Origin of the sequence: Pantoea sp. FN0307 (assembly GCF_050113815.1) — a bacterium.
GTDB classification, from domain to species: Bacteria; Pseudomonadota; Gammaproteobacteria; order Enterobacterales; family Enterobacteriaceae; genus Mixta; species Mixta alhagi.
In genome coordinates this window covers 224,578-237,919 of record NZ_JBNJSO010000001.1, presented here as the reverse complement: position 1 = coordinate 237,919, position 13,342 = coordinate 224,578, and the positions used below count along the sequence as shown (strand labels likewise).

At 55.1% G+C, this 13,342-nt stretch carries 11 protein-coding genes and 2 pseudogenes; 6 read left to right on the top strand and 7 right to left on the bottom strand.

Going from position 1 to position 13,342, the window contains the following annotated elements:
* Positions 1 to 13 precede the first annotated feature (13 nt).
* Positions 14 to 205 (top strand): hypothetical protein, encoded by a 192-nt coding sequence (locus ACQE3Z_RS01100; protein WP_426971725.1) that lies wholly within the window; start codon positions 14 to 16, stop codon positions 203 to 205.
* Here ACQE3Z_RS01100 and ACQE3Z_RS01095 read toward each other — a convergent pair whose 3' ends face one another.
* The gene (locus ACQE3Z_RS01095) at positions 206 to 814 is read right to left on the bottom strand and encodes a DsrE family protein (RefSeq protein ID WP_085070808.1); all 609 of its coding nucleotides are present in this window, start codon (positions 812 to 814) and stop codon (positions 206 to 208) included. It abuts the gene before it with no gap.
* 967 nt (positions 815 to 1,781) lie between these two features.
* Between ACQE3Z_RS01095 and ACQE3Z_RS01090 the strand changes: the two genes are divergently transcribed.
* The gene (locus ACQE3Z_RS01090; RefSeq protein ID WP_426971724.1) at positions 1,782 to 3,248 is read left to right on the top strand and encodes a M48 family metalloprotease; all 1,467 of its coding nucleotides are present in this window, start codon (positions 1,782 to 1,784) and stop codon (positions 3,246 to 3,248) included.
* 5 nt (positions 3,249 to 3,253) lie between these two features.
* Here the strand turns inward: ACQE3Z_RS01090 and hda are convergent, their stop codons facing one another.
* The gene (gene hda / locus ACQE3Z_RS01085; RefSeq protein WP_237172496.1) at positions 3,254 to 3,955 is read right to left on the bottom strand and encodes a DnaA inactivator Hda; all 702 of its coding nucleotides are present in this window, start codon (positions 3,953 to 3,955) and stop codon (positions 3,254 to 3,256) included.
* A 222-nt stretch (positions 3,956 to 4,177) separates the two neighbouring features.
* Here hda and ACQE3Z_RS01080 point away from each other — a divergent pair.
* A pseudogene (locus ACQE3Z_RS01080) lies at positions 4,178 to 4,276 on the top strand (GNAT family N-acetyltransferase); the annotation flags it as partial.
* 6 nt (positions 4,277 to 4,282) lie between these two features.
* Positions 4,283 to 4,651 (top strand): annotated as a pseudogene (locus ACQE3Z_RS01075) (helix-turn-helix transcriptional regulator); the annotation flags it as partial.
* Between the two features lie 190 nt (positions 4,652 to 4,841).
* Here ACQE3Z_RS01075 and uraA read toward each other — a convergent pair.
* Together uraA and upp are read right to left on the bottom strand one after the other, a co-directional pair.
* Entirely contained in the window at positions 4,842 to 6,125 is a 1,284-nt protein-coding gene (gene uraA / locus ACQE3Z_RS01070) for a uracil permease (RefSeq protein ID WP_426971722.1), read from the bottom strand.
* Between the two features lie 61 nt (positions 6,126 to 6,186).
* Positions 6,187 to 6,813 carry a uracil phosphoribosyltransferase gene (gene upp, locus ACQE3Z_RS01065; RefSeq protein WP_085070795.1) on the bottom strand — a complete coding sequence of 209 codons (627 nt, stop codon included), beginning with the start codon at positions 6,811 to 6,813 and terminating at the stop codon, positions 6,187 to 6,189.
* Between the two features lie 223 nt (positions 6,814 to 7,036).
* On the opposite strand from upp, the gene purM reads away from it, so the two are divergent.
* A complete protein-coding gene (gene purM / locus ACQE3Z_RS01060; RefSeq protein ID WP_250650563.1) occupies positions 7,037 to 8,074 on the top strand; it encodes a phosphoribosylformylglycinamidine cyclo-ligase in 1,038 nt (345 codons plus the stop codon).
* Entirely contained in the window at positions 8,071 to 8,709 is a 639-nt protein-coding gene (gene purN, locus ACQE3Z_RS01055) for a phosphoribosylglycinamide formyltransferase (protein ID WP_426971721.1), read from the top strand. Before purM ends, purN begins: the two co-directional genes overlap by 4 nt.
* Before the next feature lie 61 nt (positions 8,710 to 8,770).
* Here the strand turns inward: purN and pstB are convergent, their stop codons facing one another.
* The 3 genes from pstB to ACQE3Z_RS01040 are packed head-to-tail and all read right to left on the bottom strand — an operon-like array spanning position 8,771 to position 13,328.
* Positions 8,771 to 9,538 (bottom strand): phosphate ABC transporter ATP-binding protein PstB, encoded by a 768-nt coding sequence (gene pstB, locus ACQE3Z_RS01050; protein ID WP_085070789.1) that lies wholly within the window; start codon positions 9,536 to 9,538, stop codon positions 8,771 to 8,773.
* Positions 9,539 to 9,549: 11 nt separating this feature from the next.
* Positions 9,550 to 11,199, bottom strand: a complete 1,650-nt coding sequence (gene pstA, locus ACQE3Z_RS01045) for a phosphate ABC transporter permease PstA (protein WP_426971720.1) — start codon at positions 11,197 to 11,199, stop codon at positions 9,550 to 9,552.
* Positions 11,196 to 13,328 carry an ABC transporter permease subunit gene (locus ACQE3Z_RS01040; protein ID WP_426971719.1) on the bottom strand — a complete coding sequence of 711 codons (2,133 nt, stop codon included), beginning with the start codon at positions 13,326 to 13,328 and terminating at the stop codon, positions 11,196 to 11,198. The genes pstA and ACQE3Z_RS01040 overlap by 4 nt, the downstream gene beginning before the upstream one ends.
* Between the last annotated feature and the right edge of the window lie 14 nt (positions 13,329 to 13,342).

Here is a 13,342-nt window from a genome sequence, read left to right as displayed (position 1 = left end):
GTGCCCTGGTGAGATGCACGTCTCAATTGTACATGGATTGAGCAGACAGAAAAACGACTCAGCGCAGTTTATTAAGATTTTTCTTAGTTTGGTAAGTAAGCCTGAGCAGCAGGAAAGGAATAAGCTGGGTGAAAATGCAAAAAATGACACCGCCACTGGCGGTGTCATTTTGGATAGCGCAACAGAGAGAGAAAAAGATATATAATCAGAGCATTAACAGCGCATAACCCTGATTTTGCAGCGTGGCAACGGTTGTCCCGCTGGAAATAGTATGGGTCACTGATTTATCAATCCACTCACGATCAATATGATGGAAGGCCACCGACTGATCGCAAACCGTGACTTTTACGCCCGCCTTTTCCAGCTCGCTGATCAACTTAAGATTGGGGTTATCGATACCGTAAGCTTTATGGAATTCTTCATTATTCAGCCCGGCAATCACGGCATCGCCGTTCATTGATACCACAAAGTTAAGCTTATTCAGCGGAATACCTGCCGCATAATAGAGGTTAACAACGCGCGCGACGCGCTCCAGGCCCAGGTGCGGATCCTTGATGTCACCGTCGTTTTTATTAAGCTGAAAGACGATCTTATTGCTGAGGTTAGCATCATTACGCGGATTATAAGCGGGCGTATCCACGTAATGAATTTTGCCATAGTTAGCGATAGCTGGCGTTGACCAGAAGCCTTCCGGCTCGCTTTTGCTGTTAGCGATATGGTTAGTGACTTTGTCATAGAGCTGTGGTGCCTGAAGCACATTACCGCCGACAAAACCGGCCAGAGCCGCCACGACGATATAAGTTACGGGACGCATAAAAAAGCACTCCTTTAAAAGAGGATGTTAGTCATAGAAAACTGAAAGTATTATATTTGCAGCAGAACCTTTTCCCGATTTTCAGGCGAACAAGCGCCCTTCGATAAGATAAGAAATATCTCATCCGAGAGACGCTCGCGATCTGTTACTGCGTTTTATTTGCCACATAATTTTATTGCTGAACCCTGCCGCTAAATAAACTCCCGCCCCGCCTGCGTCTGGCAGAGAAGCCAACAAAAAACCCTTAACTGCATAACGCATTTTTTTTGCTCTCCGATGAATATTCAGCGGCGCCAGGAGGGAATCTCCACCTCTATCTCTTAGCGGCCTTTTTTATCTATATCACAGAGTCTTAGCAGGGAAATACAGGTTACGCAGCGACATTATCGAAGTACTTTCAACAAGAAAAAATAACCCACAACAATCATCGTTGTTTTCTTTATTTTTCGTTAATTAATGCCATTTAATCCCCGGAACGGAGTCTTAAGAATTACCTTACAAGAAGCCCCCCTCAAAGCGATCCGATATAAAACAGAAAACAAACAAAGAAAAACAGGTAATGGTGCGCTTTCTTTAATTATCCCTGGACCTTAATCTCATCCTTTTTTGTTGAAATAAACCTATCAACAAGACCATTCTAAAATCCACAGCAGAGACCGTTTTTAACCATACCATCAGTGTTATTAACGATTTTAAAAATCCCTCTACATTATCAACAACTGATTTTCAGAAGATGCTTAATCAAATCTCATGCCACTTTCAGTTTCTCTGAATAAGTTTACACAACTTTGAACTTCCACCGTGACCTGACTCACTGTTTTTCCCTTATGGCATCAGGCTTAAACAGCCATTTCATTATGCAGTTTACCTCGCTAAGATAACGCCCTGAGCGTGGCTGCTGCGCTGGAATATGAACTATCAGGACCGGGATCGGTCGAAACGTTACTCTTTGCCCTGGGGAAGATGTATGTTTAATCGCTTGAAGAAAACTGTGATCGCTTCACTCATGATCACGCTGCTGGCTGGCAACGTGCTTCCTTCCCAGGCCGACGTCGCTGATACGCTTCCCGATATTGGCACCACCGCAGGCGGTACGTTATCGATCAATCAGGAACTGCAAATGGGCGATTTTTACGTCCGCCAGCTGCGGGCCAGCGCACCGCTGATCAACGATCCCCTGCTTAACCAGTACATTAATCAGCTTGGCGTGCGGCTGGTCGCGCACGCCAATTCAGTGCGCACGCCTTTTTATTTCTACCTGATCCGCAATGATGAAATAAACGCCTTCGCCTTCTTTGGCGGTAACGTTGTGCTGCATTCAGCCCTGTTCCGTACCAGCGACAATGAAAGTCAGCTCGCCTCGGTATTGGCGCACGAAATTTCGCACGTGACTCAGCGTCATCTGGCGCGTGCGATGGAAGAGCAGCAGCGTAACGCCCCGCTCACCTGGGTGGGTGCGCTGGGTTCAATTCTGCTGGCAATGGCTAATCCACAGGCGGGTATGGCGGGTTTAGCCGGTACTCTGGCGGGCACGCGGCAGGGGGTGATCTCATTTACGCAGAACAACGAACAGGAAGCGGATCGGATCGGTATTCAGGTTTTGCAGCGTGCAGGTTTCGATCCGCAGGCGATGCCCAATTTTTTACAGAAGCTGGCGGATCAGTCCCGTTTCGCCTTTAAGCCGCCGGAAATTCTGCTGACGCACCCGCTGCCGGACAGCCGTCTGGCCGATGCCCGTAATCGGGCCAGCCAGATGCGTCCGGTAGTGGTGCAGTCTTCGCAGGATTACTACATGGCGAAAGCCCGCGCGCTGGGCATGTATGCTACCGGGCAGAATCAGCTGGGCGAAGATTTGCTGGAAGAGTGGTCGAAAGGCAATGCACGTCAGCAGCAGGCTGCGCAATACGGCAGAGCGCTGTTGTTCCTGGAAGCCAAAAGCTTTGCTAATGCAAAGAAGATTATCGAGCCGCTACTGGCAAAAGATCCTGGCAACGTCTGGTATCTGGATATCATGACCGATATTGATTTAGGCCTGAATCAGCCGCAAGCGGCAGTAAAGCGTCTGATGGCGCAGAAAGCCAGCAGTAACGACCCGGTGTTACAGCTTAACCTGGCGAATGCGCTCCTGGAGGCCAAACAGCCTGCGGCAGCCAGCCGCATCCTGAATCGCTATACCTGGGCGCATCCTGACGATACTAACGGTTGGGATCTGCTGGCGCAGGCGTCGGCGGCACAAAACCGACGTGATGAGGAGCTGTCGGCGCGTGCAGAGGGGCTGGCGTTAACCGGTCAGTTAGATCAGGCGATCACCACGCTGAGCAGCGCCAGCGCGCAGGTGACGCTGGGCAGTTTGACGCAGGCGCGCTATGACGCCCGTATCGATCAGCTGCGTCAGCTACAGCTGCGCTTCGGGCAATATCAAAAAGGGCGTTAATCATCCTACAGCGCCAGAATTTCCTTCACAAACGGAATAGTGAGCTTACGCTGGGCGCTAATGGAAGCCCGATCGAGACGATCCAGCGTGGTAAATAGCGTACGCATCTCACGATCCAGTCGCTTTAGCAGAAAACGCCCCACATCTTCCGGCAGCTCGAAACCTCGCAGGCTGGCGCGTAGCTGTAGCGCCTGCAACTTATCCTCATCCGAGAGCGGCTGTAATTTATAGATTTGGCCCCAGTCGAGGCGTGAAGCGAGATCTGGCAGCTTAAGATTAAGCTGGCGCGGCGGGCGATCGCCGGTGATCAGCAGACGCGTTTTTCCGGTTTCCAGAATGCGGTTATAGAGATCGAAGATCGCCATCTCCCACTCATCTTCTCCGGCAATGCATTCGATATTATCGATGCAAACCAGCGCAAGCTGTTCCATGCCATCCAGGACTTCCGGCACGAACCAGGTACGTTTATCAAGCGGAACATAGCCAACGGCATCGCCGCGCGTTGACATTTCAGCACAGGCGGCATGTAGCAGATGGCTGCGTCCGCCACCCTGGCGTGACCAGAAATAGAGATAACTGCCATGTTCCTGCGCTAAAGCGCCTTTCAGTGCAGCCAGCAGGGACGAATTTTCTCCCGGCCAGAAACTGGCGAAAGTTTCGTCATCCGGTAAATAGAGTGGCAGTGAAAGTTGTGCCGGCGTGTTCAGAAGCACCTCAAGCGTGAACGGGCTAAAAACCGCAGTAGTTTAACACATCTTTTCACATGAAATGAAATCGCAGCATTAGGCTGCCCCACAGCATTGCGGGCCGTCTCTGCGGTAAAAGAAAATGAAATTTCCTGATGTTGGCAATCAGTAAAATGTCTTACTCACTAAAAAATCTTTATTTTATTTGGCGGTTCATGCATTGAACTGAACGATAATGCCGGCGGTCTGGTCGCCTGCACCTGGTGGGGCGGACTGGAGGTGCAATATCTCTGGGTGAGTGATGATTATCGCGCCCGTGGCTTTGGCCGTCAGCTGATGTTGTAGGCGGAAAAAGAGGCGAGAACGCGCGGCCAAACCACAGTAATCGAAACCCATTACTGGTTCGGTAAAGTTTACCTGACGCCACATAAATAGATTAATCAGCAGAAGCCCAGCGTATTAATCACCGACGTTTCCAGTGACTTATTTAACCAGTCGGAGCTGGATATTATTTTTTTTATGCTGCAGCGACTTTCCGTTAAGGAGATAGCCAAAATATATAATGCCAACCGTAAAACCATTCAAAAGCGTATTTATAACATCTATCAAAAAGCGGATGTACATTCTTTTGCTCAGTTAGAAGAATATTGTTCTCACGCACAGCTTGATAGTTATATTCCTTATCGCCTGCCTGAAAAAAGCATTCAGTTTATCTGAAACTCTCACGGCCCCTTTTCATGATAAAGGCCGTCTGGGTTCAGTGCTGACAGGTCTGATTATCGCTATCAGCCTGCTGGGCTGGTTTGGCATTCAGAATGCGATTTTTTCCAGGTCGCTGAATGAGAGCCGTGGCATCGGCAGCAGCGATAGAAAAGGCGCCCTGAGGCGCCTTTTCTGCTTGTAGATTTTACTCCGGCGATTTATCCGGCGCGTCCAGAATGACTTCTTCCGGGCGCAGCACGTTAATCACTTTAAAAATCAGGCTCAGCGCCACGCCAACTATCGTTGCCAGCGCCATACCTTTCAGTTCAGCCGCGCCGATATGTACCTTCGCCCCGCTAACGCCGATAATCAAAATCACCGAGGTCAGGATCAGGTTCTGCGCCTTGTTATAGTCCACTTTTGATTCAATCAGTACGCGAATACCGGATGCGCCGATTACGCCATACAGCAGTAGCGAAACCCCACCCATTACCGGCACCGGAATCGCCTGAATTGCCGCTGCCAGCTTGCCGATGCAGGAGAGCAGAATAGCGATAATCGCCGCGCCGCCGATAACCCAGGTACTGTACACGCGGGTAATTGCCATCACCCCGATATTCTCACCGTAAGTGGTGTTCGGCGTTGAGCCGAAAAAGCCGGAAATAATGGTTGAGAAACCGTTGGCGAACATTGAGCGATGCAGCCCTGGATCGCGAATCAGATCTTTTTTCACGATATTCGCCGTGACCACCAGATGCCCGATATGCTCGGCGATAACCACCAGCGCAGCCGGGATAATCGTCAGCATCGCATACCATTCGAAGCGCGGCGTATAAAAAGTCGGCAGCGCGAACCACGGAGCAGCCTCTACTCCGCTCCAGTCTACAATGCCCATCGCCCACGACAGCAGATAGCCTGCCAGTACGCCGATCAGAATTGGAATGATGGCGAGAAAACCGCGAAACAGCACCGAACCAAACACGGTGACCGCCAGCGTCACCAGCGAAATGGTTACCGCAGTGCTATCGACCGTCGCGCCGCTGGCAGGTAGCAGGCCGGCCATATTTGCTGCAACACCCGCCAGCTCAAGCCCGATAACGGCGACAATCGCGCCCATCGCTGCCGGAGGAAACATCACATCCAGCCAGCCGGTGCCGGCTTTTTTCACAATCAGCGCCACCAGACAAAACAGCACGCCGCACAGGATAAAACCGCCCAGCGCCACCTCATAACCAAGCGGCAGCAGTAGCAGCACCGGCGAGATAAAAGCAAAGCTGGAGCCTAAGTAGGCGGGAATTTTTCCTTTACAGATAAAGAGATAGAGCAAGGTACCGACGCCGTTAAACAACAACACCGTAGCCGGATTGATATGAAACAGAACCGGCACCAGCACCGTAGCGCCAAACATCGCGAACAGATGCTGAAAACTGAGCGGTATCGTTTGCAGTAGCGGTGGGCGTTCGCTAACGCCAATCGCGCGACGAGTCATGGAGTATCCCTCTGGGCTGTTTTTTGGCAGAAAAAAGCCGACTCTGCGGTCGGCTGAATCGTTATTTGGTTCCGAAAATCTTATCGCCCGCGTCACCAAGACCGGGGATAATGTAGCCTTTCTCGTTCAGGCCGCGATCGATAGAGGCGGTATAGAGCTCAACGTCCGGGTGCGCTTTTTCCAGCGCGGCGATACCTTCCGGCGCAGCCACTAATACCAGCACCTTGATTGAGTTACAGCCCGCTTTTTTCAGCAGATCGATCGTCGCAATCATTGAGCCACCGGTGGCCAGCATGGGATCGACTACCAACGCCATGCGCTCTTCGATGTTAGAAACCAGCTTCTGGAAATAAGGTACCGGCTCCAGCGTCTCTTCATCACGATAAACGCCTACCACGCTGATGCGCGCGCTTGGCACATGCTCCAGCACCCCTTCCATCATGCCGAGACCGGCACGCAGAATCGGGACAACGGTGATTTTCTTGCCTTTGATCTGGTCGATTTCTACCGGACCATTCCAGCCTTCAATGGTTACTTTCTCTGTTTCCAGATCGGCGGTGGCTTCGTAGGTCAGCAAACTCCCCACTTCAGATGCCAGTTCGCGAAAGCGCTTGGTGCTAATGTCTTGCTCACGCATCAGGCCCAGTTTATGTTTGACGAGCGGGTGTTTGACTTCCACGATCTTCATTGTTGTACTCCCGGAGTGTTGAGCGGAAAAAAAAATCGCCGGATTATACCGCCTTTTGCCTGCTGCGCCATATGCGATCGGGCAATAAACAGCAAAACCTCCGCGCTCTGTTAAGCATCATCTAAAATAAAGAATCTGCAACGCTGGTCTCGCAAACGTTTGCCTGCGCTGTTAGAATTGCGCCGCTTTAATTCAAACCGCAAAACCGCGTGGGGAAACCGCTTTGACCGACAAGACCTCTCTCAGCTATAAAGACGCCGGCGTTGATATTGATGCAGGCAACGCGTTAGTCGATCGTATTAAAGGCGTGGTGAAAAAGACCCGTCGTCCGGAAGTAATGGGTGGCCTCGGCGGTTTCGGCGCGCTTTGTGCGCTGCCGCAAAAATATCGCGAGCCGGTGCTGGTTTCCGGCACTGACGGCGTCGGCACCAAGCTGCGTCTGGCGATGGATCTGCAGCGCCACGACACCATCGGCATCGATCTGGTCGCCATGTGCGTTAACGATCTGGTGGTCCAGGGCGCTGAACCGCTGTTCTTCCTTGATTACTACGCCACCGGCAAGCTGGATGTCGATACCGCTTCCGCCGTTATCAGCGGGATCGCTGAAGGGTGTCTACAGTCGGGCTGCGCGCTGGTTGGCGGTGAAACCGCAGAGATGCCAGGCATGTACCACGGTGAAGATTACGATGTGGCAGGTTTTTGCGTCGGCGTGGTGGAAAAGTCAGAAATCATTGACGGCAGCAAAGTGCAGGATGGCGACGTGCTGATCGCCCTCGCTTCCAGCGGCCCGCACTCTAACGGCTACTCCCTGGTACGCAAAATTCTTGAAGTCAGCCAGACCGATCCGTTAAGCAAACAGCTCGACGGCAAGCCGCTGGCCGATCATCTGCTGGCACCGACGCGCATCTACGTTAAAAATATTCTTAACCTGATTGAGCAGATCGATGTGCATGCCATCGCCCACCTCACCGGTGGCGGCTTCTGGGAAAATATTCCGCGCGTGCTGCCGGAAAACACTCAGGCAGTGATTGATGAAGCCAGCTGGCAATGGCCGGCAGTCTTTAACTGGCTGCAGCAGGCGGGCAACGTCAGTCGTCATGAGATGTACCGCACCTTTAACTGCGGCGTCGGCATGGTGATTGCGGTAAGCGCTGCTGAAGCGGATAAAGCGGTTGAGCTGATGAACGCCGCAGGCGAACAGGCGTGGAAAATTGGCGTGATTAGCGCCTCTGACGCAGAAGAGCGTGTGGTTATCAAATGAAACGGCTGGTCGTGCTGATATCGGGTAACGGCAGTAATTTGCAGGCGATTCTCGATGCCTGTCAGCAGGGCCGGATCAACGCTCGCGTGGCGGCGGTTTTCAGTAATAAGGCCAACGCGTTTGGCCTTGAGCGCGCCCGCAGCGCGGGCGTTGCCGCCCATGCGCTTTCCGCATCCGCTTATGAAAGCCGTGAAGATTTTGATCGCCAGCTGATCCGCGAAATCGATGCATATGCGCCCGATCTGGTCGTGCTGGCGGGCTATATGCGTATCCTTAGCCCGGTTTTTGTCGCGCGCTATCAGGATCGACTGCTGAATATCCACCCTTCTCTGCTGCCAAAATATCCGGGCTTGCATACGCACCGCCAGGCCATCGCCAACGGCGACAGCGAACATGGTACTTCGGTGCATTTTGTTACTGACCAGCTGGACGGCGGCCCGGTGATTCTACAGGCCAGCGTGCCGGTGTTCAGCGGCGACAGCGAAGAAGAGGTCACCGCGCGCGTACAGCATCAGGAACATGCGATCTATCCGCTGGTAATTAACTGGTTCGTTGAGGGCCGCTTAGTGATGCGTGATAACACCGCCTGGCTTGATGGCAACCCACTTCCGCCCCAGGGCTACGCGGGCGATTAGTTTCTTGCGCCTTGCGTGCGTAAATCATCTTCCAGAGCCAGCCTGCTGGCTCTGTTCTTTTTCAGCCAAAACGCCCGGTTATATAATCCTCGGTGCGTCGCTGTCGTGGCGTGGTAAACAGCGTATCGGTATCAGCAAACTCCACCATCTTTCCCTGGTGCATAAAAGCGGTGTAGTCAGAGACGCGTGCCGCCTGCTGCATGTTATGCGTTACCAGAATCAGCGTGAAATGCTGCTTCAGCGTGGTCATTAGCTCTTCAATCACCAGCGTGGAGATCGGGTCCAGCGCAGACGTCGGCTCGTCCAGCAGCAGCACTTCCGGCTCAATAGCAATGGCGCGCGCAATCACCAGCCGCTGCTGCTGGCCGCTGGAGAGCGTCAGCGCATTTTGCCGCAGGCTATCCTTCACCTCAGGCCACAGCGCCGCAGCGCGCAGCGCCCGCTCCACCGCCTCGTTTAAAATACGTCGATCGCGCACGCCTTGCAGACGTAAACCGTAAACCACATTTTCATAAATCGATTTGGGGAACGGATTGGGTCGCTGAAAAACCATGCCGACGCGCCGCCGCAGCGCCGAGAGATCGCCGCCGCGCTCGAGGATATTACGCCGATCGAGCAGAACCTCGCCCTCAACGCGACAGTTATCAATCACATCGTTCATGCGGTTAAGGCAGCGCAGCAGCGTGGATTTACCACAGCCAGAAGGGCCAATAAGAGCGGTAATGCGATTTTTCGGGATCTGCAGGCTAACGGTATCCAGCGCCTGTTTGTCGCCATACCACAGCGAAAGATTATTGATGGTTAGCGCAGTGTCGATTTCAGCGGTCATGGTCCTCACCGTTATTGCACCAGCGAGCGGTAACGCTCGCGCAGACGATGGCGTAAGGCCATCGCCGTAAGATTTAAGCCAAGAATAATGGTCACCAGCAGCAACGCCGTGGCATATACCAACGGACGATCGGCCTCGGCGTTGGGACTTTGAAATGCCAGATCGTAAATCTGAAAGCCCAGATGCATAAACTTACGATCAAGATGCAGGTAAGGGAAAACGCCGTCTACCGGTAGTTCCGGGGCCATTTTCACCACGCCCACCAGCATCAGCGGTGCCGTTTCGCCCGCCGCACGTGCCACGGCGAGAATCAATCCGGTTAGCATGGCGGGCAGCGCCAGCGGCAGGGTAACGTGCCACAGCGTTTCCGCGCGGGTCGCGCCCAGCGCCAGCGAGCCGTGGCGCAGGCTGGCAGGAATGCGCGACAGTCCCTCTTCGGTCGCAACAATCACCACCGGCAAGGTCAACAATGCCAGCGTTAGCGACGCCCACAGCAGACCCGGCGTACCAAAGGTCGGATTAGGCAGTGATGTCGCGTAAAAAAGCTGATCAATCGTGCCGCCAATCAGCCAGACGTAAAACCCAAGACCAAACACGCCATAAACAATCGACGGTACGCCCGCCAGGTTAACCACCGCAATACGCACCAGCCGGGTTAACGCATGCCGATCGGCATACTCATGCAGCCAGACGGCGGCCACCACCCCCAGCGGCATCACCACCACCGACATCAACAACACCATCAGCACAGTGCCGAAAATAGCCGGGAAAGCACTGCCCTCGCCCGGGGAATCATCCGACGAAACGGCAACGAAATGCCACAGCTGCTGCAAAAAGTGCTGCCATTTTTGAACAAGCGTCATGGCGTTGGGATACCAGGCGTCACGGATTTGCGCCAGGGGAATGCGGTGCAGCTGGCCGTTCGCATCACGCAGCATCAGCGTATTACGCGCGCTCTCCTGTAACAGTGAAGCACGCCGCTCCGCCTGCCCCACAAACTGCCGCTGCAGTTCCACACGATTCGCCATCAGCATCGATCTTTTCTGCTCATTATCATTGCCGCTGGCCTTCAGCTCTAACGCTTCGGTTTCCAGTGCCTCAAGCTGCGCCGTGATATGCGCCATTTCATGACGGCGGATGCGCTCAGCCTGCTCCAGCAACTGATGCGTTTGCTGCAGGCGCTCCTGCAGGGCGCGTTGCATATTCTGCGCCGTAAGCGGCTGCTGATTCTCATAGAGACCGGCAAACCAGCCCAGCGCATCGCCGCCCACGCGCCGCTGTAGCACCAGCACCTCCGGCGGCTGTTCGCGGCGCTGAATATCACTTTCCAGCAGCGTGCGGAAATCAGAGGCGGAGACGTCGCGGTTACCGGTTTTAATTAAGTAGCGCGTAACCTGCTCCGGCAACTGCTGCGCCTGCGGCAGACCGGCATCAATCAGCTGCTGACGCGACAGGCGCTGGGTACTCACCACTTCGCCCAACAGCTGCGCCTCTCCGGCGGCGGGCTGGGCCAGCGTAAACAGTGTAACCGGCTGCGGCCAAAAATGGCGCAGCCCCTGCCAGGCCAGCAGCAGTAACAGCAGCAGAAACGCCAGCAGGCTAAAGGTTACTGCGCCTGCCGTCAGCCAGCGCCAGCGATCGTTTTGCGTTAGCGCACTCATCCCTGCCCCTCATGCTGACCATAACGACGACGCAAGCGCTGTCGCACCACTTCCGCCAGCGTATTCAATATCAGCGTAAACACCAACAGCACCAGCGCGCTGAGAAACAGGATGCGATAATGCGCGCTGCCTGCCGCCGCTTCCGGCATCTCAACGGCAATATTGGCGGAAAGCGCACGCACGCCGTGAAACAGGCCGCCTTCGGTCACCGGCGTATTGCCGGTGGCCATCAATACAATCATGGTTTCTCCTACCGCCCGACCAAAGCCAATCATCAATGCGGCAAAAATTCCCGAGGCAGCGCTGGGCAAAATCACGCGTGACAGGGTTTGCCACGCCGTGGCACCCAGCGCCAGCGACCCCTGCCCCAGCGCAGCCGGAACGCTGAAAATGGCATCTTCCGCCAGGGTAAAAATCAGCGGCACCAGTGCAAAGCCCATCGCCAACGCGGCGATCAGGAGGTTACGCTGCTCGTAGCCGCCCGGCAGCCGCTCCGCCAGCGGTTTGCCCCATAGCGCGGTATCAGCCAGCGGCATCAGCCACAGCGAGAGCGCACTTACCAGCAGCAGCAGCGGCACCAGCAGCCAAACCTCGCGCCCCGGCGCATCCAGCAGCCGCCAGCGCGACGGCAGACGCTTCAGTAATGGCCCACACAGCAGCAATGTCGCCGCCAGGGCAATAGGCAATAGCAGCACGCCGGAAAGCCGGGCGGCAATCTGCGGCGCCAGCCACAGGCTGGCGAACAGGCCAACCACCACGCTGGGCAGCGCGCCCATCATCTCCATCGCCGGTTTGATCCAGCGACGTAGCGCCGGCGACATAAACCAGGCGGTGTAGATAGCCGCGGCCAGCGCCAGCGGCGTGGCAAACAGCATCGCCAACGCAGCCGCCTTCAGCGTACCCGCCACCATCGGCACCAGACTGAATTTCGCCTGATAAGGATCGTCAACCGCCGTCGATTGCCAGACCCAGTCCGGCTGCGGATAGTTTTCATACCAGACTTTTTGCCACAGGTTTTTCAGGCTGATATCGGGCCAGGGATTGTCGATGCGCCAGTATTGCCAGCCGTCAGTGCGTTCGATCAGCAACCCATCGCCCGACGGCGCAAATTGCGCCTGCTGTACGCCCTCGCCCAGCGCGTGGCGAAAAAAAACGCCCTCTCGCTTGCTGGCGAACATCTGAAGTTCGCCAGCGGCGCTGATGGTGGCAAACACCCGGCGCTGCGGCTCGGTAATCAGCTGTTGCTGCGCGCGCGCGCCAGCAAAATCGCGGATACGATGCAGATGTACGCCTCGCTCATCGGCAACATCAAACCACTGGCTGATGCCGCGTTCGTCAGCCAGCAACAGCGAACGCCCGCCGCTCAGCAAAGCCATCTGGCGTGGTGGATGCGTCAGCGGAAAGGTATCGCGTAGCGTGACCTGTTGGCCGTTTATCTGCCAGACGCGTAAGCTGTGCTCGCTGGTGGCAAACAGCAACGAGCCGTTGGGCGTCAGTAACAGCTGATTAACTGGCCCGCTGGCCAGCATATCGCTCTGCATCGGCTGCCCGGCCTGTAAGCGCAGCAGCCGGATATGCTGCCCATCGCTGAGCGCCGCCAGCCACTGCTGCGCGCCGCTGGCTGCCAGGGCCGCCAGGGTAAAGCCACTGCCGCCGCTGTCAAAAACGCCATCGCCCAGCGGAAACTTCCAGTTCGGCATCGCGTCCGCCGCGCTAAAGTCAGGTTGGACCAGTCGGAAATTGCCATCGGGCTGTAACAGCAGTAGGCTGCTGTTATCGGCGGTCGCCGCGCTTACTACCGGCCCGCGTGCCAGCTGTAAAGATGGCTCAGGCGCAGCGCCGTTCAGCGGAAAAAAGCGGCCTTCGCCCTGGCTATCGATACGCCAGCCCCAGCCCTGATTAACACCCAGCGCGACGGCAGGCTGTGCCGAAAGCTCGGGCTGCGACGGCCCCGCCTGCATGGACGGCGTGGCAAACAGTGGCATTACTACCCACAGCAGCCAGACAAACAGCAGCATCATGACCAGCAGCACGCTGACGCCACAGGCAGCGATCGCACGCGCGGTCAGGCGGTCAACATAACGCCGGGTACGGTTGCTGTAGTTGACGGGAATATGGTTATCGATCATCGTGCCTGCGGATT

Excerpts from the sequence above, each read along its gene's own strand:
- pstA (WP_426971720.1), bottom strand. The coding sequence starts at position 11,199 with ATGAGTGCGCTAACGCAAAACGATCGCTGGCGCTGGCTGACGGCAGGC.
- ACQE3Z_RS01100 (WP_426971725.1), top strand. The coding sequence starts at position 14 with ATGCACGTCTCAATTGTACATGGATTGAGCAGACAGAAAAACGACTCA.
- ACQE3Z_RS01095 (WP_085070808.1), bottom strand. The coding sequence starts at position 814 with ATGCGTCCCGTAACTTATATCGTCGTGGCGGCTCTGGCCGGTTTTGTC.
- ACQE3Z_RS01090 (WP_426971724.1), top strand. The coding sequence starts at position 1,782 with ATGTTTAATCGCTTGAAGAAAACTGTGATCGCTTCACTCATGATCACG.
- ACQE3Z_RS01040 (WP_426971719.1), bottom strand. The coding sequence starts at position 13,328 with ATGATCGATAACCATATTCCCGTCAACTACAGCAACCGTACCCGGCGT.
- pstB (WP_085070789.1), bottom strand. The coding sequence starts at position 9,538 with ATGACCGCTGAAATCGACACTGCGCTAACCATCAATAATCTTTCGCTG.
- purN (WP_426971721.1), top strand. The coding sequence starts at position 8,071 with ATGAAACGGCTGGTCGTGCTGATATCGGGTAACGGCAGTAATTTGCAG.
- uraA (WP_426971722.1), bottom strand. The coding sequence starts at position 6,125 with ATGACTCGTCGCGCGATTGGCGTTAGCGAACGCCCACCGCTACTGCAA.
- upp (WP_085070795.1), bottom strand. The coding sequence starts at position 6,813 with ATGAAGATCGTGGAAGTCAAACACCCGCTCGTCAAACATAAACTGGGC.